The 24,807-nt window shown below is 44.1% G+C and carries 20 protein-coding genes; 18 read left to right on the top strand and 2 right to left on the bottom strand.

Annotated features, from left to right (window positions below; translation table 11 throughout):
• Window positions 1-49 precede the first annotated feature (49 nt).
• A complete protein-coding gene (locus GQY27_RS09530) occupies window positions 50-982 on the top strand; it encodes a selenium metabolism-associated LysR family transcriptional regulator (protein WP_160033622.1) in 933 nt (310 codons plus the stop codon).
• Window positions 983-1,049: 67 nt separating this feature from the next.
• Window positions 1,050-1,937: a PHP domain-containing protein gene (locus GQY27_RS09525; RefSeq protein WP_160033620.1), complete on the top strand. Its 888-nt coding sequence runs from the start codon at window positions 1,050-1,052 to the stop codon at window positions 1,935-1,937.
• A 118-nt stretch (window positions 1,938-2,055) separates the two neighbouring features.
• Here the strand turns inward: GQY27_RS09525 and GQY27_RS09520 are convergent, their stop codons facing one another.
• Complete coding sequence (locus tag GQY27_RS09520; protein WP_160033618.1) at window positions 2,056-3,795, bottom strand: Rqc2 family fibronectin-binding protein; 1,740 nt, start codon at window positions 3,793-3,795, stop codon at window positions 2,056-2,058.
• 264 nt (window positions 3,796-4,059) lie between these two features.
• On the opposite strand from GQY27_RS09520, the gene GQY27_RS09515 reads away from it, so the two are divergent.
• The 3 genes from GQY27_RS09515 (at window position 4,060) to GQY27_RS09505 (ending at window position 9,798) form a co-directional block, all read left to right on the top strand.
• Window positions 4,060-6,846: a calcium-translocating P-type ATPase, SERCA-type gene (locus GQY27_RS09515; protein ID WP_160033616.1), complete on the top strand. Its 2,787-nt coding sequence runs from the start codon at window positions 4,060-4,062 to the stop codon at window positions 6,844-6,846.
• Between the two features lie 129 nt (window positions 6,847-6,975).
• The gene (gene dapF / locus GQY27_RS09510; protein WP_160033614.1) at window positions 6,976-7,812 is read left to right on the top strand and encodes a diaminopimelate epimerase; all 837 of its coding nucleotides are present in this window, start codon (window positions 6,976-6,978) and stop codon (window positions 7,810-7,812) included.
• Window positions 7,813-7,905: 93 nt separating this feature from the next.
• Window positions 7,906-9,798 (top strand): bifunctional homocysteine S-methyltransferase/methylenetetrahydrofolate reductase, encoded by a 1,893-nt coding sequence (locus tag GQY27_RS09505; RefSeq protein ID WP_160033612.1) that lies wholly within the window; start codon window positions 7,906-7,908, stop codon window positions 9,796-9,798.
• A 104-nt stretch (window positions 9,799-9,902) separates the two neighbouring features.
• On the opposite strand, the gene GQY27_RS09500 is transcribed toward GQY27_RS09505, so the two are convergent.
• Window positions 9,903-10,307, bottom strand: coding sequence for an acyl-CoA thioesterase (locus GQY27_RS09500; RefSeq protein ID WP_160033610.1), 405 nt, complete (start codon window positions 10,305-10,307; stop codon window positions 9,903-9,905).
• A 175-nt stretch (window positions 10,308-10,482) separates the two neighbouring features.
• Here GQY27_RS09500 and GQY27_RS09495 point away from each other — a divergent pair, with 175 nt between their 5' ends.
• From GQY27_RS09495 to rsgA, 13 genes are all read left to right on the top strand, one after another.
• Window positions 10,483-11,373 carry a YicC/YloC family endoribonuclease gene (locus tag GQY27_RS09495; protein WP_160033608.1) on the top strand — a complete coding sequence of 297 codons (891 nt, stop codon included), beginning with the start codon at window positions 10,483-10,485 and terminating at the stop codon, window positions 11,371-11,373.
• An 83-nt stretch (window positions 11,374-11,456) separates the two neighbouring features.
• Window positions 11,457-11,717 carry an extracellular matrix/biofilm regulator RemA gene (gene remA, locus GQY27_RS09490; RefSeq protein WP_006209218.1) on the top strand — a complete coding sequence of 87 codons (261 nt, stop codon included), beginning with the start codon at window positions 11,457-11,459 and terminating at the stop codon, window positions 11,715-11,717.
• 13 nt (window positions 11,718-11,730) lie between these two features.
• Window positions 11,731-12,306 carry a guanylate kinase gene (gmk, locus tag GQY27_RS09485; RefSeq protein WP_160033606.1) on the top strand — a complete coding sequence of 192 codons (576 nt, stop codon included), beginning with the start codon at window positions 11,731-11,733 and terminating at the stop codon, window positions 12,304-12,306.
• A gap of 20 nt (window positions 12,307-12,326) precedes the next feature.
• Entirely contained in the window at window positions 12,327-12,542 is a 216-nt protein-coding gene (rpoZ, locus tag GQY27_RS09480; RefSeq protein ID WP_160033604.1) for a DNA-directed RNA polymerase subunit omega, read from the top strand.
• A 171-nt stretch (window positions 12,543-12,713) separates the two neighbouring features.
• Window positions 12,714-13,925, top strand: coding sequence for a bifunctional phosphopantothenoylcysteine decarboxylase/phosphopantothenate--cysteine ligase CoaBC (coaBC, locus tag GQY27_RS09475; protein ID WP_160033602.1), 1,212 nt, complete (start codon window positions 12,714-12,716; stop codon window positions 13,923-13,925).
• Between the two features lie 4 nt (window positions 13,926-13,929).
• The gene (gene priA, locus GQY27_RS09470) at window positions 13,930-16,515 is read left to right on the top strand and encodes a primosomal protein N' (protein ID WP_160033600.1); all 2,586 of its coding nucleotides are present in this window, start codon (window positions 13,930-13,932) and stop codon (window positions 16,513-16,515) included.
• A gap of 64 nt (window positions 16,516-16,579) precedes the next feature.
• The gene (gene def, locus GQY27_RS09465; RefSeq protein ID WP_160033598.1) at window positions 16,580-17,071 is read left to right on the top strand and encodes a peptide deformylase; all 492 of its coding nucleotides are present in this window, start codon (window positions 16,580-16,582) and stop codon (window positions 17,069-17,071) included.
• Window positions 17,072-17,075: 4 nt separating this feature from the next.
• On the top strand, window positions 17,076-18,038 hold the full coding sequence (fmt, locus tag GQY27_RS09460; protein WP_160033596.1) for a methionyl-tRNA formyltransferase: 963 nt from the start codon (window positions 17,076-17,078) through the stop codon (window positions 18,036-18,038).
• Between the two features lie 86 nt (window positions 18,039-18,124).
• On the top strand, window positions 18,125-19,450 hold the full coding sequence (rsmB, locus tag GQY27_RS09455) for a 16S rRNA (cytosine(967)-C(5))-methyltransferase RsmB (RefSeq protein ID WP_160033698.1): 1,326 nt from the start codon (window positions 18,125-18,127) through the stop codon (window positions 19,448-19,450).
• Window positions 19,451-19,739: 289 nt separating this feature from the next.
• Window positions 19,740-20,780, top strand: coding sequence for a dual-specificity RNA methyltransferase RlmN (rlmN, locus tag GQY27_RS09450; protein ID WP_160033594.1), 1,041 nt, complete (start codon window positions 19,740-19,742; stop codon window positions 20,778-20,780).
• A gap of 14 nt (window positions 20,781-20,794) precedes the next feature.
• A complete protein-coding gene (locus GQY27_RS09445) occupies window positions 20,795-21,571 on the top strand; it encodes a Stp1/IreP family PP2C-type Ser/Thr phosphatase (RefSeq protein ID WP_160033696.1) in 777 nt (258 codons plus the stop codon).
• Complete coding sequence (gene pknB / locus GQY27_RS09440) at window positions 21,568-23,796, top strand: Stk1 family PASTA domain-containing Ser/Thr kinase (RefSeq protein WP_160033592.1); 2,229 nt, start codon at window positions 21,568-21,570, stop codon at window positions 23,794-23,796. Before GQY27_RS09445 ends, pknB begins: the two co-directional genes overlap by 4 nt.
• A gap of 99 nt (window positions 23,797-23,895) precedes the next feature.
• Entirely contained in the window at window positions 23,896-24,807 is a 912-nt protein-coding gene (gene rsgA / locus GQY27_RS09435) for a ribosome small subunit-dependent GTPase A (RefSeq protein WP_160033590.1), read from the top strand.

The raw sequence follows: 24,807 nt of genomic DNA, 5'->3' as shown, positions 1-24,807 counted from the left end.
TTGGTATAATTCGGTTACAATAAGAGGAAGGCCAGGGAGGGGAGTATCGATGAATTTCCACCAATTACATATCTTTTATACAGTTGCGGAAAAAGGGAGTTTCTCGGCAGCCGGTCAAGCTTTACATATGACGCAGCCTGCGGTTACGATGCAAATTCAATCACTTGAAGATTATTTCGGAACCAAATTAATTCATCGTTCTACTAAAAAGATAGAGCTTTCAGAAGCAGGTGAGGCCCTGCTTCCTTATGCACTGAGAAGTATGGAGTTATTTCGTGAAACGGATGAAGCGGTAGCCGCCTACACAGACAGGCTGCAGGGACGTCTATTAATTGGAGCGAGCCTAACCATCGGTGAGTATGTACTACCTAGACTGCTCGGACCTTTTGGCAAGAAGTATCCGGATATCTCAATCGTGATGAATGTAATGAATACCACACAGATTGTTGAAGGAATTATGAAAAACCAATTGAACTTTGGCATGATTGAGGCACCGCTGTCTCATCCAGATCTTATTGTAGAGCCAGGGATGCATGATGAATTGAAACTGATTGTTCCTGCACAGCATCCCCTCGTTCTTTTGCAAGAGGTAAAGCTTGAAGATATCCTGGAGTATCCATTTATCGTAAGAGAAAAAGGATCGGGAACGAGACAAGTGATGGAAGATGCGATGAAAGATAAAGGGATTGAACCATCGAGTCTAAATACTGTCATGGAACTAGGCAGTACGGGGGCTATTAAATCTGCGGTGGAAGCGGGTGTGGGAATTACGATTATTTCACCCTATTCTGTGAAGCATGAAGTGGCGCTCGGCCTTGTAAAAGTGCTTGATTTAAAAGATATTACATTCTCACGGGAATTCTATGAGGTATATTCGAAGTCTTCCATGTTACCCATCTCAGCCGTTACTTTTTTGAATTATCTGAAAAAGTATGCTCAGGATTTAGACGTGATCGGCAGGATAGGACAAAGCACATCTTAAGATTTGTTTTCTAGAATCCGTGTATATTGTATAAAGCATGACAAAGCATTGGAAAGGAGGCATTCGTATGAATAAAGAAAAAGAAACTGTGAATGTAGAACTTTTGAATGGAAAATGTGATCTTCACACGCATAGCCAGGCATCGGACGGAATGCAGCCGTCTTCAGAAAATGTACGCATCGCTTCTAACAAAGGTCTTGCTGCTGTTGCGATTACAGATCATGATACGGTGGCAGGCGTAGAAGAGGCACTTGCAGCGGGCGAGGAATATGGAATCGTGGTTGTTCCTGGTGTTGAGATCAGTACTAGACTTGAGGGAAAAGAAATTCATGTGCTTGGGTACTACGTGGATATAAATGACGCTGAATTTCTCAACAGACTGGAAACCCTGCGCAGAACCCGTGAGGAGCGGAACATCCTTATTCTAGAAAAGTTAAATGAGCTTGGGCTCGTCATTTCAATGGAAGACGTCATTCGAGAGATGGGTCGACCGCTGGAAAAGGATGAAACTGTTGGGCGTCCACATATTGCGGATACGCTTGTAGCAAAAGGATATGTAAGTGATATGCGGGAAGCTTTCGATCTTTATTTAGCAGAAGGTAAACCGGGATTTGTCAGTGTTCCGCGGGTGACACCAGAAGATGCATTTGCCTGGATTAGAGCTGCAGGCGGTACGCCGGTGCTTGCTCACCCTGGACTTTATGGCGACGATGAACTCGTTCGAAAAATAATTGAACATGGTCATCCGGCGGGGATTGAAGTTTACCATTCAGATCACGGTCCCGAAGAGGAAAAGCGATATCTTGCAATGGCTGAGCAGTACGGCCTGATAGTAACAGGCGGTTCTGATTATCATGGTTCGAGACAAGGAGTTGTATTCCACGGGGATCTCGGCAGCGTGACCGTAAGTGCTTCTGTTCTCAGTCAACTACAGGAGCAGAGTTCTGAAAAATAAAAAATGGCAAAAACCCTTAGACTAGCTAACGGGTCTTTTGCCGCCAAAAAGCAGCGTTCGCTATCGTATAGGGAACGCTGCTTTTTGATTCTTCTTTTTTAAAAATAGTAAGGTAAGATCAATTCTTAATGTGGCTAGGCAACCGTTTAATTAGCTCTTCACTCGGTGTAACAAACAGTGTTTTTTGATTATCGTAAATCACAAAACCGGGTTTTGCACCGCTCGGTTTTTTCACATGACGGATGGTTGTATAATCCACAGGCACACTGCTTGATTCTTTGGCCTGGCTGTAATAAGCCGCAATCATGGCCGCTTCTTCCAAGGTCTGCTCAGAGAAGGAGGTGGAACGAATGACAACGTGTGAGCCCGGGATGTCTTTGGTATGAAGCCATGTGTCATTAGAACTTGCCAGACGATTCGTCAAGTATTCATTTTGCAGGTTGTTTTTGCCTACGTAAATTTCGGTACCATCCGAAGACGTGAACACTTGCAGAGAAGGAAGTTGATTCTTCTTTTTCTTTTTTTTATTTCCTTTTTTATTACGGTCCCGAAGATATCCTTCAGAGACCAGTTCTTCCCGAATCTCTTCGACATCGTTTATGGATGCAGAAGCCAGCTGCTGTAATAAGTTGTCCATGTACATGATCTCTTCGCGCGTTTTGATCAGCTGCTCCTCAATGATCTGCAGGCTGTTTTTGTATTTATTGTATTTCTTAAAATAACGCTGAGCATTATCGGATGGAGTCAGAAGCGGGTCCAGCGGGATGCGTACTTCCGCTTGATTTTCATCATAGAAATTCGTAAGAACGGCTTCTTTATCTCCTTTTTGAACGGCATGAAGAGAAGAAAACAGCAGTTCACCGTAAATTCGGTACTGATCGGCATCATCCGCTTCTGCAAGATCTGCATTCAGATGATCTAGTTTTTTAATGTTTTTATTACGTTCATTTTGCAGGAACCGAAGGAGGTCACTGACTTTCTGTTTGACAACGTCCCGTTCTGCTTTTTCCCCATAGTAATCTTCCATACATGCACTCATTGAATCATAAGTTTGATTCTCATTCAGGTGAGTAAGAGGAATGGCGGAAAAAACCATTTTCTCTTTTGCATTCGTTGCAATGACGGGCGTGAACTTGTTGCCAGATACAAGATTCATCACTTCAGAGAAACCATTCCACAGTTGTTCTGTGTCCCGTACTGCTTCTGGATCATTCTGTTTGCCGCGGAATGCAATCTCTTCTGCAATCAGCGGGCTGAGTCCGCTGAAAGTTTCTACCAGCCATTTCGATGCACTTCCTTCATAGTTCTCATATGTTGCAAAGGAAGAACGATTTGCGATGAGCGGATTTTCCTTATTCTGCTGTGGAGGTTCCATGTAGGAGAATCCAGGCATAATGACACGGTAACTGCTGATCGCAGGCGTCACATGGTGGATTCCATCTAAAATATTGCCTGTGGAAGGGTCTACCAAAATCACATTGCTGTGTCTGCCCATCAGCTCAACAATAATTTTCTTCGTGGAAACATCGCCGATTTCGTCCCGTTGCCGAACATCGATATGAATAATTCTTTCCATGCCGACTTGGCTAATGTTCTCAATGATAGCTCCTTCGCAGTGTTTGCGAAGCAGCATACAGAACATGGGTGCTTCTGGTGGATTCACAAACGTCTGTTTTGTGAATTGAACACGCGGATAAGTAGGACTAGCTGAGATCAGTAATTTGGTATTTTCCCGCCCTGCTCGAAGACTAATCACAATATCGCGACTGTTAGGTTGGTGTATTTTACTCATGCGTCCGCCAATGAGCACTTGAAGCTCATGCACGATAGAACGAACGACAATTCCGTCTAATGCCATAATCTATGTTCTCCTATCTTGTATCAGGTTAGTTTTTTATATTTCATGTTTCCTCTTTTGTACATTTCTTCTCCATCTATCATGCCATAGTTTGAACAAAAACTTAAGAGCCCTCTTTGTGTGATATTTCCCCACTTGTCCGAATACAGTAGTTTTAGAAGTTTGTCCGGCATTAGACAAGTGACATTTTGACTGATGCAATGCACACATGTAAGAAAAGCTGGACAGGCACAGGACTAAAGAGCGGGAGGGGAACCTTGGAATATGGAACAGAAGAAGTGGCATCAGATGGGTGCAGACGAACTAAAGTCAGAATTAGATGTGGAGCCGCAGCTAGGTCTAACCAAGGATGAGGCAGCAAACCGGCAGAAGAAGTCAGGACCAAATGAGCTGTCAGAAGGAAAAGGAATTTCTCCAATCACCCTTTTTCTAAATCAGTTTAAAGATTTTATGGTGCTTGTCTTGGTAGGAGCTACGCTGTTATCCGGATTGCTGGGTGAATACCTGGATGCAATAACGATCATTGCTATCATTTTATTAAACGGAATTCTCGGATTTATTCAGGAATTCAGAGCAGAACGTTCTCTTAGCGCACTGAAAAAATTATCAGCTCCCACGTCAAAAGTGCTGAGGGGTGGAAAAGTAGAACAAATCCCGGCTAAAAACCTTGTACCGGGCGATATTATTCTTCTAGAAAGCGGAGACCGTATACCTGCGGATATCCGGTTTATCATGACAAGTAACTGTGACGTGGAAGAATCTGCTTTAACCGGCGAATCTGTACCTGTAAGTAAACACAGCAGTGTCATTGAGCAAGAAGATCTTCCACTTGGAGACCTCAAGAATGTTGGCTTCATGGGAACCATGGTTACGAGGGGAACGGCGAAAGGGGTCGTCATTCGTACGGGAATGGATACTGAAATGGGGAAAATTGCAGACCTCATACAGAATACAGAAGCACAGGAAACACCGCTCCAGCACCGTCTGGAACAACTTGGGAAGATCCTGATCATCGTATCCCTGGTTCTTACGGTACTCGTTGTCGTAGCTGGTATTTTACATGGACAGCCTGCCGTGGGGATGTTCCTCGCGGGTGTAAGTCTTGCGGTTGCCGCGATACCAGAAGGATTGCCTGCTATTGTTACTATCGCACTTGCGCTTGGTGTACAGCGGATGATCAAACGAAAAGCAATTGTTCGTAAGCTTCCGTCTGTAGAAACGCTTGGTTCAGCTTCTGTTATCTGTTCAGACAAGACAGGAACCTTAACTCAGAACAAAATGACAGTAACAGATGTGTGGCAGGGCGGAAGGCAGCTCAAAGTAACAGGAGAGGGCTATAAACCGGTAGGTCATATTACACTTCAAGATCATGTAGTAGATCTGAAGAATGATCAATCCTTGCGCAGACTTCTTCAAGTCAGCAGTTTATGCAACAACGCACTTATTGAGGAAGTACCGGTTCAGGACACGCGTAATAAAAAAAGCAATGAGGAAACAGAATGGATACTAAAAGGAGATCCTACAGAGGGCGCGCTTGTTACCTTAGCCTCTAAGCTTGGAATGTCTCCTCAAAGCCTATCTGGACTATATGAGCGAGCTCAGGAGTTTCCTTTTGATTCCGAACGCAAACTGATGTCCGTGCTGATGAAACATCAGGGAGGAAGACTTATTTTTACAAAGGGTGCACCAGATGTACTTATTAAGGAATGTGTCTATATTTTATGGGATGACAAAGTCATTCCATTTACCTCAGCGATCCGGCAGCAAGTAATTCAGGCGAATGAGAAAATGGCGAGTTCTGCACTTCGAGTGCTGGGCATGGCTTATCGTGAAGTGAGACCGGAAGAACAGGTACACGATGAGTGTAAGGCAGAAAGCCAGCTTGTATTTGTCGGACTTGCCGGCATGATTGATCCACCGCGTAAAGAAGCAAGAGATGCAATTGCGACTTGTAGAAGAGCTGGAATTAAGACAGTCATGATTACAGGTGATCATTCTCTTACTGCAGAAGCGATTGCACATCAGCTCGGTATTTTGCCTCGCGGCGGGAAAGTGATGACAGGACAGCAGTTAACTCAGTTTAGTGACGACGACCTCGATAAAGAAGTGGATCAGATCTATGTGTATGCGAGAGTATCACCGGAACATAAGCTTCGAATTGTGAAGTCATTACAGCGAAAAGGGCATGTCGTCGCGATGACAGGTGATGGTGTAAATGATGCGCCGGCAATTAAGGCCGCAGATATTGGGATTGCGATGGGGATTACCGGAACGGATGTTACGAAGGAAGCTTCGGCACTCATTCTTAGTGATGATAACTTTTCTACGATTGTAGCAGCAATTGAAGAAGGGCGAAACATCTACGAAAATATCCGGAAGTTCATCCGTTATCTGCTCGCATCAAATGTAGGTGAAATCTTGACGATGTTTTTTGCGATGATGGCAGGTCTTCCGCTTCCGCTTCTTCCGATACAGATTCTTTGGGTGAACCTGGTTACCGATGGGCTCCCGGCCATGGCGCTCGGTGTGGATCAGGCGGAGAAGGATTTAATGGAACATAAGCCGCGTTCAGCAAAAGAAAATATTTTTGCGAGGAGATTGGGCTGGAAAATTATCAGCCGCGGCGTGCTGATTGGATTATGCACACTTGCTGCATTCTGGATTACGCTTCGCATAGATCCGCATAATCCTGCTCATCTGGTGAAAGCACAGTCCGTGGCTTTTGCAACACTGGTTATGGCGCAGCTCATTCATGTTTTTGACTGCCGAAGTTCAAGATCTATCTTTCACCGAAACCCGCTGCAGAACAAATATTTGGTGTTTGCCGTTATTTCCTCTGTAGTACTGCTGTTAGGCGTCATGTATACACCTCAGCTCCAGCCGATTTTTAAGACTACGGCGCTTGATTTGAGAGAATGGGCACTTGTTATCGTAGCTGCAGGAATCCCAACATTCTTGCTTGGTGCAGGAAGCGTATGGGGAGGCCGGAAAAATCGGCGCAGGCTGGCTACAAGCGGGTACACACCAAAAAGTACAAAATTTTCAGCATAAAATCAATACAATTCCTCCACTCCTTAGGATATGCTAACCTGAAAAGTCGCTTAATCACGTATTGATTACATGGTTGCAGGCGATGATGACATCGGGGCCATTACAAGCCAAAAGGAGTGGAGTTTTATTATGGAATTTACGAAAATGCACGGACTTGGCAACGATTTTGTTGTGATTTATGGAGAGAAAGAGCTTCCTCCCAATGCTGCAGAACTAGCAATCAAATGGTGCAATCGTTTTTTTGGAATTGGTGCTGACGGCTTAGTATATATTTTACCTTCAGAAAAGGCTGATTTTCAGATGCGAATCATGAATTCAGACGGTACGGAAGCAGAGCAGTGCGGTAATGCGATCCGGTGTGTAGCTAAATATGTATACGATCATGGATACATTGACCGGGAGCAGATTACCATTGAGACCATTGGAGCAGGTGTACAACCTGTCGGGCTGACGGTAGAGGATGGGACAGTAAGTAAGGTTCGGGTAGATATGGGCGCACCTGTACTGGACGGCCTCAAGATACCTACTACCATAGATCAAAGTCCGGTAGTGGATCAGCCGATTGAAGCAGGGGGGAGCGGTTTCCGGTTTACCGCCGTATCCATGGGTAATCCGCACTGTGTTATTTATGTAGAGGATGCCGTTCATTTTGATCTCGCCTCTTGGGGTCCCAAACTGGAAGCACATCCTTTCTTCCCGAAAAAAATAAATGTCGAATTTGCTACGGTAAAGGACCGAGAGCATATTGACATGAGAGTATGGGAACGGGGAGCGGGTCCTACACTGGCATGCGGGACAGGAGCTTGTGCAACGCTTGTGTCTTCTGTATTAAACGGGCTTACGGAAAGATCCGCTTGGGTTCGTTTGAAGGGCGGAGATTTGTTCATTGAATGGAATGAAGAAGATAATCATGTTTATATGACAGGGCCAGCTGCATTTGTATTCACCGGAAAGATAATTGAATAGGGATTTTGACAAAAAGAGGGAACATACTAGTTCCCTCTTTTTATGCTTTTATGTTACATTAGTGTGAAATATAGGTAATTTGGCAGGAGGAGAATGAGGGTGGATCTACGCGAGGTGTTGCAAAAGGAAATCCTGATTGGCGATGGGGCGATAGGTACTTATTTATATCAAAAGGGTTTTCCTGTCGGAATCTCCTATGAGGAATTAAATCTAGAATCACCTGATGTCATTCTTGATGTACATATGCAGTATATCGATGCAGGCACACAACTGATTGAAACGAATACCTACTCGGCCAATTACGATAAACTTTCCAAATTCGGTCTAGAAGACAAAGTGGTGGACATTAACCGGGCGGGAGTTCGGATTGCCAAGGAAGCTTTAAATGGAAAAGGATATGTGGTTGGGGCTGCAGGTTCGATTAGAGCGGGTAAACGTTTTGATATTTCGAAAAGTAAACTTGGGTATTATTTTGAGGAGCAAGTTACCGCGCTTTTAGATGAGGGCGTTGATGGGATTATGCTCGAAACCTTTTATGATGTAGAAGAACTATTGATCGCACTCCGGAGTATAAGAAAACAGTCTGAACTTCCTGTCATCTGCCAGTTTGCCATTGACGATATTGGAAGAACACTCGATGGTTATACCATGCCCCAAGCCTTCTCCATCTTACACGGAGAAGGAGCAGATGTGATTGGATTTAACTGTCGATCAGGTCCAAATGCCATCATGCGTGCCATGGAAACGGTATCTGATATTGGTATTCCTATGTCCGTATTTCCTAACGCAGGGATTGCTGACTATATTGATGGTGAAGTTCGATTTGGTGCATCTGCTGAATATTTTGGACAGACCGCTGTTCGTTTTGCAGATCTGAACGCCCGTATTATTGGCGGCTGCTGCGGTACCACACCTGAGCACATTAAGGCAATAGCTGAAGCACTTGCAGCGTATCAGCCAGCTCTCCTTCCGCCGCTCAATGAAGAGGCATTATTTACACGCGATGAAATCAGAAGTTCATTTGCATCCTTAGATCAATCTGAAAAAACACGTACAGAACCTACCATCGTGGATCTGGTTAAGAAACGCCATACCGTTATTGTAGAACTCGACCCGCCTAGGGATCTGGATATTGAAAAGTTCCTAAAAGGTGCGAAATGTCTAAAAGCAGCAGGAATTGATGCGCTGACACTGGCCGATAACTCACTGGCGGTTACCCGTATGAGCAATATGGCACTAGGGTACCTTGTGAAGGAACAGACAGGGATAAGGCCTTTGATCCATATTGCCTGCAGAGATCGAAATTTAATTGGGACCCAGTCCCATCTGATGGGGTTTGATGCCTTAGGCATTGATCACGTTCTTGCAGTAACAGGTGATCCAGCTAGGTTTGGTGATTTACCCGGGGCAAGTTCGGTATATGATATGACTTCTTTTGAAATTATTCGCATGATCAAACAGCTGAATGACGGGATTGCCTTTTCAGGTAAGCCATTGAAACAAAAAGCAGATTTTGTAGTGGGTGCTGCTTTTAATCCAAATGTGAAATATATAGAGAAGGCAGTTCAGCGCTTGGAGAAAAAAATAGCGGCAGGTGCAGATTACATCATGACCCAGCCTGTGTACGATAAAGATCTGATTGTTGCACTTAAGGAAGCGACCAAGCATCTTGAGATTCCGATCTTTATTGGAATCATGCCGCTTGCGAGCGGCCGGAATGCTGAATATCTGCATAACGAGGTTCCTGGTATTCTGTTATCAGACGAGGTAAGAGAGCGGATGGCAGGGCTTGAAGGGGAAGAAGGCAGAGCAACGGGTACTGCAATCGCCAAGGAATTGATCGAAGTTGCTATGGAGCATTTCAATGGAATCTATATTATGACGCCGTTTATGTTCTATGATATGAGCGAAGAACTGACGAAGTTTGTATGGGAAAAGTCGAATCACATCATGGAAAAAAAGGGATCAGCAGCAATTATAAATTAAACCTTATTATCAATTTTTATTTTGAATTTATCAGAAAGGTGCCTTGGTGCGGAAATGAACTCTGCAGCAAAGGCACCCTTTTTTTTACTATGCCGGAATGAGTTTCATAACTGATGTGCCGGGAAGAATTTTCGCAGCATCTCGGGCAAATGTTTACTTTTTCGACTAGATGGATCCATCGTTACGCAAGTCACGACTGCATCAGCACAGACCACATCTGACTCGCTCATAATTGTTTGTTTCAATACATAACTTGAGTTCCCGGCTTTTTCGGGTTCTGTAATGACGGTGAGCCGATCATTCTGAACACATTCTTTACGATAGTTAATATTAATGTTAACGGTAACCGTTTGAAATCCTTCTTGCAGCAGTTTGTTATAGGGGAGGTTCGCAGCTTCGTACCATTCTTCTCTTCCCCATTCGAGATACTCTAAATACTTTGCATTATTGACATGGCCGTTCACATCGATTTCGGTTGGACGGACAATAAGTTGAAGTTCTGTTTTCATGAGAGGGTCTCCTTATCCATGTTCAGCATCTTTTTTTTGAAAAAGTATTCGTTTATTCTACTAGGAAGCCCTTTTTTAGGCAATAATGGTAGGAATTAAACGGGGATGAGGCGCAATGTTCATACTTGTTTCAACCACTATAATCCGATACAATAGTGTAATGGATGTGATGCCGATGTCATTCAGCATGACCGGATACGGTCAATATTCGCTCAGCTATGGCGGCTATAATGTATTGTTTGAAATGAAGTCTGTGAACCACAGATATTGCGAAGTGGTATTCCGAATACCACGAGAGTGGACACGCTACGAAGATGGACTTCGTAAAATCATACAGCGCGAGCTAAGGCGTGGACGGATTGACGTATTTATAACGAAGGAACTTTCAGTGGAGAGTCATCTGAACCCAGTCCTTAACGAACAGGTAGTAGCTTCTTACCTAGAAGCAGCAAAAGAACTCGAGCTTCGTTATGGAATAAGAGGGAATATGGAAATATCAGATGTACTTTCACTCCCTGGCGTGCTTCTGAAACCGGAAGAAGCAATTCTCCGAGTGGCAACAGAAGATGAAGCTTGGGACACTGCGCTGCAAGAGGGGATAACTCATGCCCTTGAGGAGCTGGTGGAAATGCGAGCTCGTGAAGGAAGTCACCTTGCGAAAGAGATAGAGACCCGGATTTCAAGTTTAGAGGTCTATCATGAAAAGATGGTTCAACTTGCACCTCATGTAGTGACCGAATATCGAGATAAACTGAGGCAGCGATTGACCGAGATTTCAGACGGATCTTTTGAAGAACATAAATTTGGTATGGAGATTGCGATTTTTGCGGACCGATCCAACATAGATGAGGAACTGACTCGTCTCTCTAGTCATCTTACGCAGTGCAGGCAATTACTGACCAGTCCTGACCCTGTAGGTCGCAAACTTGATTTCTTGATTCAGGAAATGAATCGTGAAGTGAACACCATCGGTACAAAAGCTCATCACCTGACCTTGGTTAATCTTGTGATGGACATGAAGGCCGAGCTTGAGAAAATTAGGGAACAGGCTGCAAATCTAGAGTAGTCTAGAATGAAGGTAAGCTTGCTGCCAAATAACAACAATGCTTTGCGAGAAGGATCAAAAGTTATAGGGGGACGAACCTGAATATGGCGATTAAACTCATTAACATAGGATTTGGTAATATCGTTTCAGCGAATCGTATCATATCTATTGTTAGCCCTGAATCAGCGCCTATCAAAAGAATTATCCAGGAAGCACGAGATCGTCATATGCTCATTGATGCTACATATGGACGCAGAACACGTGCTGTAATTATTACTGACAGTGATCATGTGATCTTGTCCGCAGTGCAGCCGGAGACGGTTGCCCATCGTCTATCTTCTAAAGACGATGACAACGACGAATAAAATGGAGTGTAATATGTCTAAGGGATTACTTATTGTATTATCTGGCCCATCGGGTGTAGGAAAAGGAACCGTGTGTACTGCTTTGCGTAAACGAGTTCCTAATTTGACGTACTCCGTGTCGGCAACGACACGTCAGCCAAGACTTGGCGAAGAAAACGGAGTGAACTATTTTTTCAAAAGCCGTGAACAATTTCTTGATATGATTGAAAAAGATGAACTACTAGAACATGCGGAATATGTGGGTAATTACTATGGTACACCGCGTGATTTTGTAGAGCAGACGCTTGAATCAGGCAAAGATATTATTCTCGAAATTGAGGTGCAAGGAGCACTTAAAGTAAAAGAAAAATTCCCAGAAGGAATTTTTGTGTTTTTACTGCCTCCTTCGCTCGATGAACTAAAAGACCGTATCCAAGGCCGCGGTACGGAGAACCAAGCAACGATTGATCACCGGATGAATGTTGCTGCTGAAGAGATTAGTCTTTTAGAAAAATATGATTATGCGGTAGTTAATGATGAAATTGATTTGGCGTGCAAGCGAATAGAATCGATCATCATCGCCGAACATTGTAAAGTAGCGAAAAAATAGAATCGAATGAGGTGTTCGTATTGTTATATCCATCTATTGATGAAATGATGAACAAAGTCGACAGTAAGTATTCTCTTGTAGTTGCTGCATCCAGACGTGCTAGACAGCTTCGTGAAGGTGAAAAATCCGAACTTAGAAATCCTAAATCTCATAAACAAGTGGGCGTTGCTCTGGAAGAGATTTATGACGACATGATCAAAGTAGAGCCAGGTACTGACGAAAAAGAAGAAAACTAAGCATAATTCTACTCATCTATCTTTACTGAATTACTAATATAGGTAACACCCTGATAAAAGTGACAACCGGAAGGTTGTTATTTTTTTCTTTCTACTTCTTTTTTGCTCTGTTAACGAAAGATACAAGCGTAGTTATTGACATGATCTATGATAAGAACAGGGGGAGCGCATATGTTGAAAGGTAAAAAAATCGTGCTCGGAGTAACAGGAGGCATTGCAGCATATAAAGCAGCAACACTGACAAGCAAGCTCGTGCAAAAAGGGGCAGAGGTACATGTGATTATGACCGAATCTGCTAAGAAGTTCATCACAGAGCTTACCCTGCAATCACTGTCGCGAAATCGGGTTTATACCGATACATTTGATGAACGAGATGCTTCGGTTGTCTCTCATATCCATTTAGCGGATACAGCGGACCTTGTACTTGTTGCCCCGGCTACAGCGAATACCATTGCTAAAATGGCACATGGCCTTGCCGATGATATGCTGACCACAACACTCCTTGCCACGACAGCTCCTGTTATGATCGCTCCTGCTATGAATGTTCATATGTATGAACATCCTGCGGTTGTTACGAATATGAATACCCTTCATTCGAGAGGGGTTCATTTTATCGAACCTGGTGTAGGTCAGCTTGCTTGCGGCTATGTAGGAAAAGGCAGGCTCGAAGAACCGGAAACCATCGTAGCTGTGTTAGAAACATTCTTTGAACGTCAATCTCAAAAAGGATGTTTGGCAGGTAAAAAAGTCGTCGTTACCGCAGGTGGAACCATTGAGCGAATTGACCCGGTTAGATATATAACGAATGATTCTTCTGGGAAAATGGGAGTGGCCTTTGCGGCCGCTGCGAAAGATATGGGGGCGGAGGTTACCCTTGTGGCCGCCAATATGCAAGTTCCTTATCCGGCAGATGTCAGAGTAGTGAAAGTGCAGTCTGCTCAAGAGATGTATGAGGCGGTCCATATACTTTGGCCAGAGACGGATATTATGGTTAAAGCTGCGGCCGTGGCAGATTATAGACCTGCGGAAGCTGCGAAACAAAAAATCAAGAAAAAAGACGATACATTCACATTGTCTCTTGTCAAAACCATCGACATTTTAGAATCGCTTGGTAAAGAAAAAACGCATCAATACCTGATTGGATTTGCAGCGGAAACAAATGATGTTGAATTCCATGCAAAAGGAAAATTAGAACGAAAAAATGCGGATCTTATCGTTGCTAATGATGTAACGAAACCGGGAGCAGGTTTTGGAACGGATACCAATGCCGTTGAAATCTATGACAAACATGGATTAGTTAAAGAAATTTCCGTAATGTCAAAAGACGAAGTCGCAAGACAAGTATTCCAAATTGCAATTTCGCAAATGGAGGGGAGGGAGTAAACCCTTGAAGATTGCGAAAGTAATCGTGGATGTACCAGCGAAGGATACTGACCGCGAATTCGATTATCTAATTCCAGAGTCCCTCTTAGGCTGGGTCGAAGTAGGGAGCAGGGTGGGAGTCCCTTTTGGCCATCGAACAGTTCAAGGATTTGTAATCTCGATCGCGGATCATACAAACTCGGCGTTCAAGTTGAAGCCGATTGGAGAGTTACTTGATCTTGTACCACCGCTTTCACCAGATCTCATTGAACTCGCAGGATGGATGAGCAAGCGATATGCTTCCAATCGGATCCTTACGCTGCAGGCAATGATTCCAACGGCTCTAAAAGGAAAGGCCAAGCGCTATATCTCAGTCAACAGTGAGACACAGGAACAATCCGCCGCAGAATCTACGAAGGGTAAGGATTCATCTGTATCTAGGCTTGCAGACAAGACGGACAGTGTACTATTTGATCTGCCCGAAGATAATGAAGAATTCAAAGTAAAAAATGAAATTATTCGATATGTACGAAGTAAGGAACAAGTTACATTAGATCATTTAGGTAAACGTTACCCTGAAGACGCTGACCTTATTAAGGAGCTGCTTCGTACAGGTGTGCTTCAAGAGAACCAGTCTATTAAAGATAAGCTGCAAAAGAAAACACTGCGTTCTATTGACCTTGCGGTCTCATTAGAGGAAGCAGAGGCTGCTCTTGCCGATTTTCCAGCAAAGGGAAAGAGACAAAAAGAAGTGCTTTCTTATTTGATAGAGATGAGCTCTTTTTTGCCTATGGCATTAAAAGAAGTGCTTTCTGGCTTACAGGTATCTGCGGGTACAGTGAAGGGTTTAGAGGATAAGGGGCTTGTTGTACTTGAAGATGTCGAAGTATTTCGCGATCCTTATAAAGGCCGGCACTTCACACCTACTCAGCGGCTCCCTCTAACTTTGGAACAGCAGGCTGTATATCAGAAGATTGTGGAGAAATTGGACGAGCGCAAACAAGGGGTATTCCTTTTGCACGGAGTAACCGGAAGCGGAAAAACAGAAGTGTATTTACAGACAATACAGCGGGCGATTGAGCAAAATCGCCAGGCGATCGTCCTCGTCCCCGAAATATCACTCACCCCTCAGATGGTAGAGCGATTTAAGGGGCGTTTTGGTGATCAAGTCGCTGTTATGCACAGCAGACTCTCTGGCGGGGAAAGATACGATGAATGGCGTAAAATTCGTGAAGGTAAGGCAAAAGTAGCCGTTGGGGCTCGCTCCGCCGTATTTGCTCCTTTTGAACACCTTGGTCTCATTATCATTGATGAAGAACACGAGACTTCTTATAAACAAGAAGAAACGCCGAAGTATCACGCAAGAGATGTAGCTGTAGAACGTGCTCGTCAGCAGGGAGCTGTCGTTATTCTTGGCTCAGCAACTCCTTCAATGGAAAGTTATTACGCTGCAAAATCCCAAAGCAATGATGAATTTGCTCCGGTTCTGCTCGAGATGCCTACGCGTGCGCTAGGTAATGAACTGCCTGTTGTTCACATTATAGATATGCGGGAAGAACTCAAAGATGGCAACCGTTCCATGTTCAGCCGGGCTCTACATAAAGGGATTGCGGAGCGAATTGAAAAGGGCGAACAGACGGTATTACTGCTAAATCGAAGAGGTTATTCTACCTTTGTGATGTGCCGAAGCTGCGGGTATGTGGCAACCTGCCCCGAATGTGATATTTCGTTAACTTATCATCAGCGGTCAAATAATATGCGCTGTCACTACTGTGGATATGCAGAAGTGGTACCAGAGGTTTGTCCTGACTGCGGGAGTGAACATATCCGTTACTTTGGAACCGGTACGCAGCGGGTAGAAGAAGAACTGGCGAAGTTATTCCCTGGCGTTCGAGTGATTCGTATGGATGTAGATACAACAACAGAAAAAGGATCACACGAAAAACTGCTGAAAGCTTTTAGGGAGAAAAAAGCCGATATTTTGCTTGGAACGCAGATGGTAGCAAAAGGGCTTGATTTTCCAGATGTTACTCTCGTCGGTGTAATTACGGCTGATTCCGCGCTGAATTTACCTGATTTCCGTGCTGCGGAGAAAACATTCCAATTGCTGACACAAGTTGCAGGCCGAGCAGGAAGGCATCAACTGCCTGGGGAAGTATTTGTTCAGTCTTACACGCCAGAACATTATTCTATCGTTCATGCAAGCAAGCATGATTTCAACCATTTTATTAGGGAAGAATTAAAGCATCGCAAGATTTTGCAGTATCCTCCTTATTGCCGTTTGATCCTCGTCACATTCTCACATGAACAGCTTCCACTGCTTGTGCGAGCTGCTGAAAACTACACGAGGATGCTCAAGGAACAGGCTGGGAAGCGAGGTCTGCTCGGAAGTCTAGATAAATTTAGTGCTGACGCCTTGGATGTACTTGGACCGGTAGCCTCTCCGATGGCGAGACTGAAAAATAGATACAGATTTCAATGTATGGTAAAATGGCGTGGTGATATCGATGCCACCGGGCTTGTTCGGGACATCGCTCGTCAAATGGAACAAGATTTTCAAGGGAAAGATTTACTGATTAGTATAGATGTTGATCCGCAAATGCTGATGTAAGCCAAGCGGTTTGATCATAGAATTAAAACATAACTTAAAAGCGTATAGGATGGTGTCCATTAAGATGTCAATTCGATTAATTGTAAAAGAACCTGATGATGTACTACGTAAAGTTGCGAAAGAAGTTACCAAAATCACGCCAAACGTGCAAAAACTGCTGGATGATATGGCGGATACAATGTATGACGCTGAAGGAGTAGGTCTTGCTGCTCCGCAAGTCGGAATTTTAAAACGTCTGATCGTTATTGATACAGGAGATGATCACGGTCTCATCAAAATGATTAATCCAGAGATTGTATCTAAGGAAGGCGAGCAATTTGGTCCCGAAGGTTGTCTGAGTATTCCTGGTTATAACGGAGATGTACGCCGTGCAGAGACGGTAACCGTTAAAGGCCTCGATCGTGAAGGTAAAGAGATCACGATTACAGGAAGCGGTCTTCTTGCACGTGCTTTTCAGCATGAAATCGATCATTTAAACGGAGTTTTGTTCACCGATCTAGCTGAAAAAATATATGAAATCGGAGCAGATTTGCCGAATCGCAGTAACAGGGGGTAAGGATATGAATATTGTTTTTATGGGGACACCTGATTTCGCCGTACCTGCACTTGAAAAGTTGCTTGCAGAAGGGTATTCCGTAAAACTCGTAGTAACTCAGCCAGATAAACCGCAAGGTCGTAAAAAAATATTAACCCCAACTCCTGTAAAAGAGGCTGCGCTGAAACATGGAATTCCTGTGTTTCAGCCTCGCCGTCTTCGTGATGAAGAATCGGTGGCAGAACTTGCAAAGTGGGAGCCGGATCTGATTGTGACGGCTGCTTTCGGTCAGATTTTACCTAAAGCTGTTCTAGATATGCCGAAGTACGGATGTGTTAATATACATGGTTCTCTATTGCCGAAATATCGCGGCGGTGCTCCAATCCAACGTTCGATTATTAACGGGGAAAAGGTTACAGGAGTTACGCTGATGTATATGGCGGAAGGTCTCGACACGGGGGATATGATCTCCAAAGTGGAAGTTCCGATTACAGATGAAGATACGTCAGGTACGATGTTCGCCAAGCTGAGCCAAGCGGGATCTGACTTGCTGATTCGTGAAATGCCTAACCTGATCAGCGGTAAAGTAACGGCTATTCCGCAAAATGATGAGGAAGCGACTTACGCGAAGAATCTGACAAGAGAAGATGAGAAGATTGATTGGAAGCGCTCTGCAAGAGAGATTTACGATCAGATCCGTGGTCTTGTTCCTTATTCAGGAGCTTTTACCCTGTGGGACGAGCAGGTATTTAAGGTGTGGTCGGCGGTAAATCCTTTGGCGCTGCCGGATGAGTATAAAAATGCATCCAGCGGACAAAAAGAAGCTGAAGCGGGAACGGTACTTTCCTTATCTAAACTTGGTATCGAAGTGAAGACTTCAGATGGCTCGCTATGGCTTCATGAAGTACAGCCTGCAGGTAAGAAAGTCATGCAAGCTTCTGATTTCGCTCGCGGCGGATCTCTCAAAGCAGGGACGGTGTTGAAGTGAAGTCATCTGAGCAGCATAAAGCGATTAAGAAACAGGCAGCTTCTTCTGCACCTAAGAAACGAAGTATAACCAGTCGTGAAGCTGCGATGAACATTTTGACCGCAGTGGAAGAAGAGGGAGCATACAGTAATCTGCTCTTGAATCAAGTATTAAAAGGTGCAAATCTAAGTCCTGCGGATGCAGGCCTAGCTACTGAACTCGTATATGGAACGATAGCTCGGCGTAATACATTGGACTATTTCCTAGAGTCCTATGTTGCAAAAGGGTTGAAAAAACTAACCCCTTGGGTTCGGAACTTGCTCCGTCTTAGTCTGTATCAAATTCTATACCTTGATCGGATTCCTGATCATGCAGCCGTCAGTGAAGCGGTAAATATTGCGAAACGGAAAGGTCATCAGGGCATTTCAGGTATGGTGAACGGGGTGCTGCGTAACATGCTTCGGAATCTTGATCAGTTACAAATTCCAGAAGACTTACCCGTAGTCAAACGTATTGCCCTTACGCACTCTCACCCGGAATGGTTGGTGAAAAGATGGGTCGCCCAGTACGGAGAGCATACAGCCGAAGCAATGTGCCGTGCCAATAATGAAGCGCCGCCAGTCAGTGTTCGTGTCAATACGACCATGATTTCCCGCGATAAATTAATGCAAGAGATGGAAGAAGCGGGTCATATCGTAATGCCGTCCATGATTAGCAAAGACGGAATTATTGTATCAAGCGGCGGTAACATGGCACTTACCTCTTGGTATAAAGATGGTATGTTGTCTGTACAGGACGAAAGTTCAATGCTTGTTGCTGAGGCGGTAGAACCGAAGCCGGGAATGACTGTGCTCGATTGCTGCGCTGCACCAGGAGGCAAAACCTCTCATATTGGTGAAAAGATGCAGGACCAAGGTTCCATTATTGCGAACGACATTCACCCTCATAAGGTCAAATTAATTCAGGACCAAGCAGATCGGCTTGGCCTTGGAAGTATTGAAACGGTTTGTCACGATGCGTTGGATTTGGATACGTATTATCCTGAGGCTTCTTTTGATCGGATTTTGCTTGATGCTCCGTGTTCAGGGTTCGGGGTCATTCGGCGCAAGCCGGATCTTCGCTGGGCGAAATCGCCGGAGGATGTGGAAGCAATTAGCAGTTTGCAGAGTGAACTTCTCAGCCGGGCGGTAAAGCTTCTTAAGCCAGGCGGTATATTAGTCTATAGCACTTGTACTACAGAGCCTAAAGAAAATGACCAGGTTGTCCGTGAATTTCTAGCTTCACACCCTGATTATGCAGCGATAGGACCTGCGGAAAGCTTGAATGAAGAGGTGAAATCCTGTGTTACCGAAGAGGGGTATGGAATTCAGATTCTTCCTCAGAAGTTTAACAGTGATGGTTTTTATATTGCCAGATTAAAACGTCTTGGATAGCTTGTGTAGATAAAAAGGATGTTGTATCCTTACCTGATGTCTGCTAAACTTTATAAGATTTTAATATGTAAAGATCAATGATTGCCGCTGTAAACCGTAAGGTTTAGGCGGCTTCTTGTTGCTTTTAAGAAGCTTGGTGCGCGGCAGATCATCTATATGTATGACAGGCTGTAACATCAGCTTTCATGGATGAATGCGGGATTATATGTTAAAATGGGTAGAATGATAAGATGACGATGTTTTGCTTTACGATACTTTATTTAAGAAGAAAGAACAGGTGTTGAAAATAATGACGAAGCCTTTTATATATGATTACACACTCGAAGAGCTGGAAGCGTGGGCTAAAGAGAACGGTGAACCTAAATTTCGTGCTGCGCAAATATACGATTGGATCTATGTTAAACGTGTAAATGATTTCTCTGAGATGACGAATCTCTCGAAAGCACTGCGTGAGAAACTTAATGATCAGTTCCAGTTTGTTACGCTGCGTGAAATCACTAAATTTGAGTCTAAAGATGGAACTGTTAAATTTCTATTCGGACTGCATGATGATCATGCAATTGAAACAGTAATTATGAAACATAATTATGGTAATAGTGTTTGTGTAACAACGCAGGTAGGCTGCCGTGTAGGTTGTACTTTCTGTGCATCCACACTCGGGGGACTAAAACGTAACCTTACAGCGGGTGAAATTATTGCTCAGGTGGTCCGTTCTCAGCAAATTTTGGATGAGCGCGGCGAACGTGTAAGCAGCATCGTTATTATGGGTACAGGAGAACCATTTGAGAACTATGACGAAACGATGAAATTCCTTAGAACGATGATTCATGAAAAAGGACTTAATATCGGACAGCGCCATATTACCGTCTCTACAAGCGGTATCGTTCCTAATATTTATCAATTCGCGGATGAAGATACGCAGATTAATCTTGCCATCTCCATTCATGCGCCAAATGATAAATTACGCTCCAAGCTCATGCCGGTTAACCGCCGTTTTCCTTTTGATGATGTGATGGAATCTTTGCGATATTATCAGGCAAAAACAGGACGAAGAATTACTTTTGAATACGCACTAATCGGCGGAGTTAATGACCAGCCTGAACATGCTGAAGAACTCGCAAGCGTAATTAAAGATATGATATGTCACGTGAATCTGATTCCAGTTAACCATGTGCCGGAACGGAAATATGTAAGAACCGCACGTAAAGACATATTCCAGTTCCAAAGAATTCTTGCCGAGCAAGGCATTAATGTAACCATTCGCAGAGAGCAAGGACACGATATAGCGGCAGCGTGCGGACAGCTGCGCGCCAAGCACATGGAAGCATGAGGTGAGTGATGAAGGTGATGAATACAGTACATGTCAGCCACGTAGGGCGGGTTCGTTCCGTGAATGAAGATTCAGCCTGGGTTCGCCAATTAGATCAAGGTTATATTCTTGGTATTGTAGCGGACGGCATGGGAGGTCATCTGGCCGGGGATACAGCGAGTCGCCTCGCTGTAGAAACCGTCTCACAGGACCTGTCCGGGCTGGAGACTGAACTGCCTTTATCGACACTGTCAGCCGCTCTAAGCGATGCAATTTTGCATGCGAATGAAGTGATTTTTCGTCAGGCTGCAGAAAACGAAAAGTTCCATAATATGGGAACCACTGTTGTTGCTGTTCTGATGAGCGATTCGGCTGGGGTTATAGGTCATATTGGAGATAGCAGAGCTTATCTGATATCGGATCGTAAAGTAGTACAGCTCACGGAGGACCATACTCTTGTAAATGAGCTGTTTAAAAACGGTCAGATCAGTGAAGAAGAAGTTCAAGTTCATCCACTTAAAAATGTCGTCACGAGAGCACTTGGTACAGATAAGGAAGTAGATGTAGATCTTTATTCTGTCCAAATGGAACCAGGAGATGTGCTGATGCTTTGCAGTGATGGCCTCAGTAATATGGTCAGCAGTGAACAGGTCCTTACGATTGCCGGACAAGCAGATCTTCCACTGTCTGAACGGGCGGAAAGACTGCTTCAGCTGGCACTGCTTGCTGGCGGGGATGATAATATAACGGTTGCCCTTTTTGAAATGCCCGAAGCGGTAGCTAGCGGCGAGGAACAGGGGGGTAACGTATGATCGGACATCAGCTTGGCGGTCGTTATGAAGTCATAGAACGCATTGGCGGGGGCGGCATGGCCTTGGTTTATAAGGCTCAAGATATTTTGCTGAACCGTAATGTTGCAATCAAAGTTCTTCGCCAACAGTTTGTACATGATGAGGAATTTATTAGACGTTTTCGTAGAGAAGCGCAGTCCGCTGCTTCTTTATCCCACCCGAATGTAGTCAGTATTTATGATGTGGGTCAAGAAGACGAGATTCATTACATTGTAATGGAATATATTGAAGGACAGAATTTAAACGAGATTATTAAAGAACGTGCGCCGCTGCAGGTAGAGGAAGCGGTTAGAATTGCTTGCCAGATTGCGGATGCACTGGATCATGCACATCATAATCAGATTATTCATCGGGATATTAAGCCGCATAATATTTTGATAGGCAGAAACGGCCGGGTAAAAGTGACAGACTTTGGAATTGCTCGGGCTGTAACGTCTACGACAATAACGCAAACCGGTTCTGTCGTAGGTTCGGTGCATTATTTTTCACCTGAACATGCTAAAGGAGTAGTGACGGGTGAGAAATCCGATCTATACTCTCTTGGTATTGTTCTATACCAAATGCTCACAGGACAGCTTCCTTTCTTAGGGGAAAGTCCGATCAGTGTGGCCCTTAAACATCTTCAAGAAGATTTTGAGGAACCGAGGCTTCTGAATCCGCTGATTCCGCAAAGTGTTGAAAATATTATTCTCAAATCGATGCGTAAAGATCCCAATGAGCGATATCAATCGGCTCTTGAGATGCAGACCGATCTTGAGACTTGTTTGTTTCCTGATCGGCTTCAGGAACCGAAGGCGATGTTTGACGATGAGTTTGATATTGATCAGACGCGAGTCATTCCTGCTATCAAACCAGAACAGTATACTGCTGTTAACACAGATACATCTAGGATTGATTCGGAACCTGCTGATCACAATGCGAAGACAAATAAGAATTCTAAGAAACGGGCAACTTTTTGGGTAACCTTAACTCTCATTGTCCTAATTGCCCTAGCTGGAGTCGTCTTTTATGTAGAGAAAGTGTTTGTTGTTCCTAATGTACCTGTTCCGAGTGTCATTTCTTTAGATGAAGAAGCGGCGAGAAAGCTTCTTACGGACAGTGGGCTTGAAGTCGATGAAGTATTTGTAGAATACAAAGAGGGAGTCGATCCTGGAATTGTATTTGAACAGAGTAAACCGGAAGGCAGTCTTGTTAAAAAAGGTTCCTTAATTGATCTGACCGTTGGTGCTGAAAAACCTCAGGAACAAATGGTGGATGTAACGGGAGAAAATTACGAAGACGCTGTTCAAAAGCTGCTGGCTCTTAATATAAAAAATGATAATCAGATCAAGAAAGAAGAAAGTTTCAGCGATGAGGTTGTAGGGACGGTCATTAGTCAGTCGATTGCGCCAGGAGTCGAATTTGATCCAGATACAGCTGAGATTGTTCTTACCGTCAGTAAGGGTCCTGAACTAATATTAATGCCTGATCTGATTAATAAATCGCGTTCTGAAGCAGTTAAACTGATTGAGGATAACAACTTAAAGCTTGCTGAAATTAAGGAAGAATCCAGTTTTCAAGTGGAAAAAGGAAAAGTTACACAGCAGTGGCCGGTTGATGCGGGGTCTTCCATAGCTCCGGGTACAGAGATTACAATCTATGTAAGTACAGGGTATTCGCCGGAGACGATTGAATATACGTTCGCATTCCTTATTGCACCTAGTGAGGAAGGGAAGAACAGCAAAGTTCGAGTTGTGTATACAGATGCTCGAGGGGAAAATCAGGAATGGGGTACCAAAACGATTAATAAAACACAGACCTTCTCCGTTCCGCTCGTGCTTGCACCTAATCGGGATGGTTATGTAACGGTTCATCGGGATGGAGAGCTTGTGGATACCTACAAGGTGGGATACTTTGACGCTAAGAACGGCAATGTAGAAATTCCTGAGATCAAATCGAATTCTGTGCCGGAAGAAGGCGGAGGAGGAGACGAAGGACCAGGTACTCCTGCAAAAGAGCCAGAAAAAAATACCGATAAAGGTAACGGCAACAGCAACAGTAACGGTAATGGTAATGAAAACAAGAACAATAGTGAGAAGAATGACAATAAGGGTAATAATGGAGAGAACGGTAAGGATAAGAACGATGATCAAGCTGACGGTCAGGGAGATGAAGATCCATCCGATAATGAGGATGGCGATGAGTGATAGATGAAATATGAGTATACACTCTTCATTTCAGGCGCCGAATAGGCGCCTGTTCTTATATTCCGCAGCAATATGAAATGTATAAAGGACGGTGGATTCATGCTCGATGGAGTTATTATTAAAGCATTAAGCGGATACTATTATGTTAAGCCACTTGGAGAGGATGGAGCTCCGATCGATTCGGAATCCTCCGTTCAATGCCGAGGGCGAGGTGTCTTCAAAAATAGAGGCATCTCTCCGCTGGTAGGCGACCGAGTAAAGTACGTTCTTACCGAGAATGGAGAAGGAACCGTTACTGAAGTTTTGCAGAGAGAGACAGAATTGATCCGGCCGCCAATGGCAAATGCGCGTCTTGCCGTACTTGTATTTTCATTAAAAGAACCAGAAATGAATGTTCAGCTGCTTGATAAATTCTTGGTACACATTGAGCAGGCGGGTCTTACCGCTATCATATGTCTAACCAAGAGTGACTTGGTGGATGAAAAAAGTGAACAAAAATACAAAGAAATTATTGAACTCTATAAGAAAATTGGCTACGAGGTCATTCGTACAAGTTCTAAGGAAGGACTTGGTTTTAACGAACTGAAGGAACATCTTGCGGGTGAAATTAGTGTTTTTTCAGGACAATCCGGTGTAGGAAAATCATCGTTGTTAAATGCAATGATGCCTGGACTTGCTCTTGAAACAAACGAGATCAGTATGAAACTTGGCCGGGGGAAACATACCACACGTCATGTGGAGCTGATCCCGCTCGATAACGGAGGTTTCGTTGCGGATACCCCAGGCTTTAGTCAACTGGATTTCCTTGAAATCGGTGTCGAAGAGCTAGGAGATTGTTTCCGTGAGTTCCGCGAGTACTCAGGCGGTTGTAAATTCCGAGGGTGTACGCACACGCATGAACCAGGCTGTGAAGTGATTCGTGCCAAAGCAGACGGCTTGATTGCAGAAAGCAGATATAAACATTACGTTCAGTTTTTAGAAGAAATGAAGGACAAGAAGCGGAGGTACTAA

Origin of the sequence: Paenibacillus sp. An7 (assembly GCF_009870785.1) — a bacterium.
Taxonomy (GTDB): Bacteria; Bacillota; Bacilli; order Paenibacillales; family Paenibacillaceae; genus Paenibacillus.
Note: the sequence above shows the minus strand (reverse complement) of the source record. Positions and strands in the feature narration are given on the sequence as shown.

Coding starts and splice junctions, on each gene's coding strand:
- GQY27_RS09530 (WP_160033622.1), top strand. CDS start 50: ATGAATTTCCACCAATTACATATCTTTTATACAGTTGCGGAAAAAGGG.
- GQY27_RS09525 (WP_160033620.1), top strand. CDS start 1,050: ATGAATAAAGAAAAAGAAACTGTGAATGTAGAACTTTTGAATGGAAAA.
- GQY27_RS09520 (WP_160033618.1), bottom strand. CDS start 3,795: ATGGCATTAGACGGAATTGTCGTTCGTTCTATCGTGCATGAGCTTCAA.
- GQY27_RS09515 (WP_160033616.1), top strand. CDS start 4,060: ATGGAACAGAAGAAGTGGCATCAGATGGGTGCAGACGAACTAAAGTCA.
- dapF (WP_160033614.1), top strand. CDS start 6,976: ATGGAATTTACGAAAATGCACGGACTTGGCAACGATTTTGTTGTGATT.
- GQY27_RS09505 (WP_160033612.1), top strand. CDS start 7,906: ATGAGGGTGGATCTACGCGAGGTGTTGCAAAAGGAAATCCTGATTGGC.
- GQY27_RS09500 (WP_160033610.1), bottom strand. CDS start 10,307: ATGAAAACAGAACTTCAACTTATTGTCCGTCCAACCGAAATCGATGTG.
- GQY27_RS09495 (WP_160033608.1), top strand. CDS start 10,483: ATGTCATTCAGCATGACCGGATACGGTCAATATTCGCTCAGCTATGGC.
- remA (WP_006209218.1), top strand. CDS start 11,457: ATGGCGATTAAACTCATTAACATAGGATTTGGTAATATCGTTTCAGCG.
- gmk (WP_160033606.1), top strand. CDS start 11,731: ATGTCTAAGGGATTACTTATTGTATTATCTGGCCCATCGGGTGTAGGA.
- coaBC (WP_160033602.1), top strand. CDS start 12,714: ATGTTGAAAGGTAAAAAAATCGTGCTCGGAGTAACAGGAGGCATTGCA.
- def (WP_160033598.1), top strand. CDS start 16,580: ATGTCAATTCGATTAATTGTAAAAGAACCTGATGATGTACTACGTAAA.
- fmt (WP_160033596.1), top strand. CDS start 17,076: ATGAATATTGTTTTTATGGGGACACCTGATTTCGCCGTACCTGCACTT.
- rsmB (WP_160033698.1), top strand. CDS start 18,125: ATGAACATTTTGACCGCAGTGGAAGAAGAGGGAGCATACAGTAATCTG.
- rlmN (WP_160033594.1), top strand. CDS start 19,740: ATGACGAAGCCTTTTATATATGATTACACACTCGAAGAGCTGGAAGCG.
- pknB (WP_160033592.1), top strand. CDS start 21,568: ATGATCGGACATCAGCTTGGCGGTCGTTATGAAGTCATAGAACGCATT.
- rsgA (WP_160033590.1), top strand. CDS start 23,896: ATGCTCGATGGAGTTATTATTAAAGCATTAAGCGGATACTATTATGTT.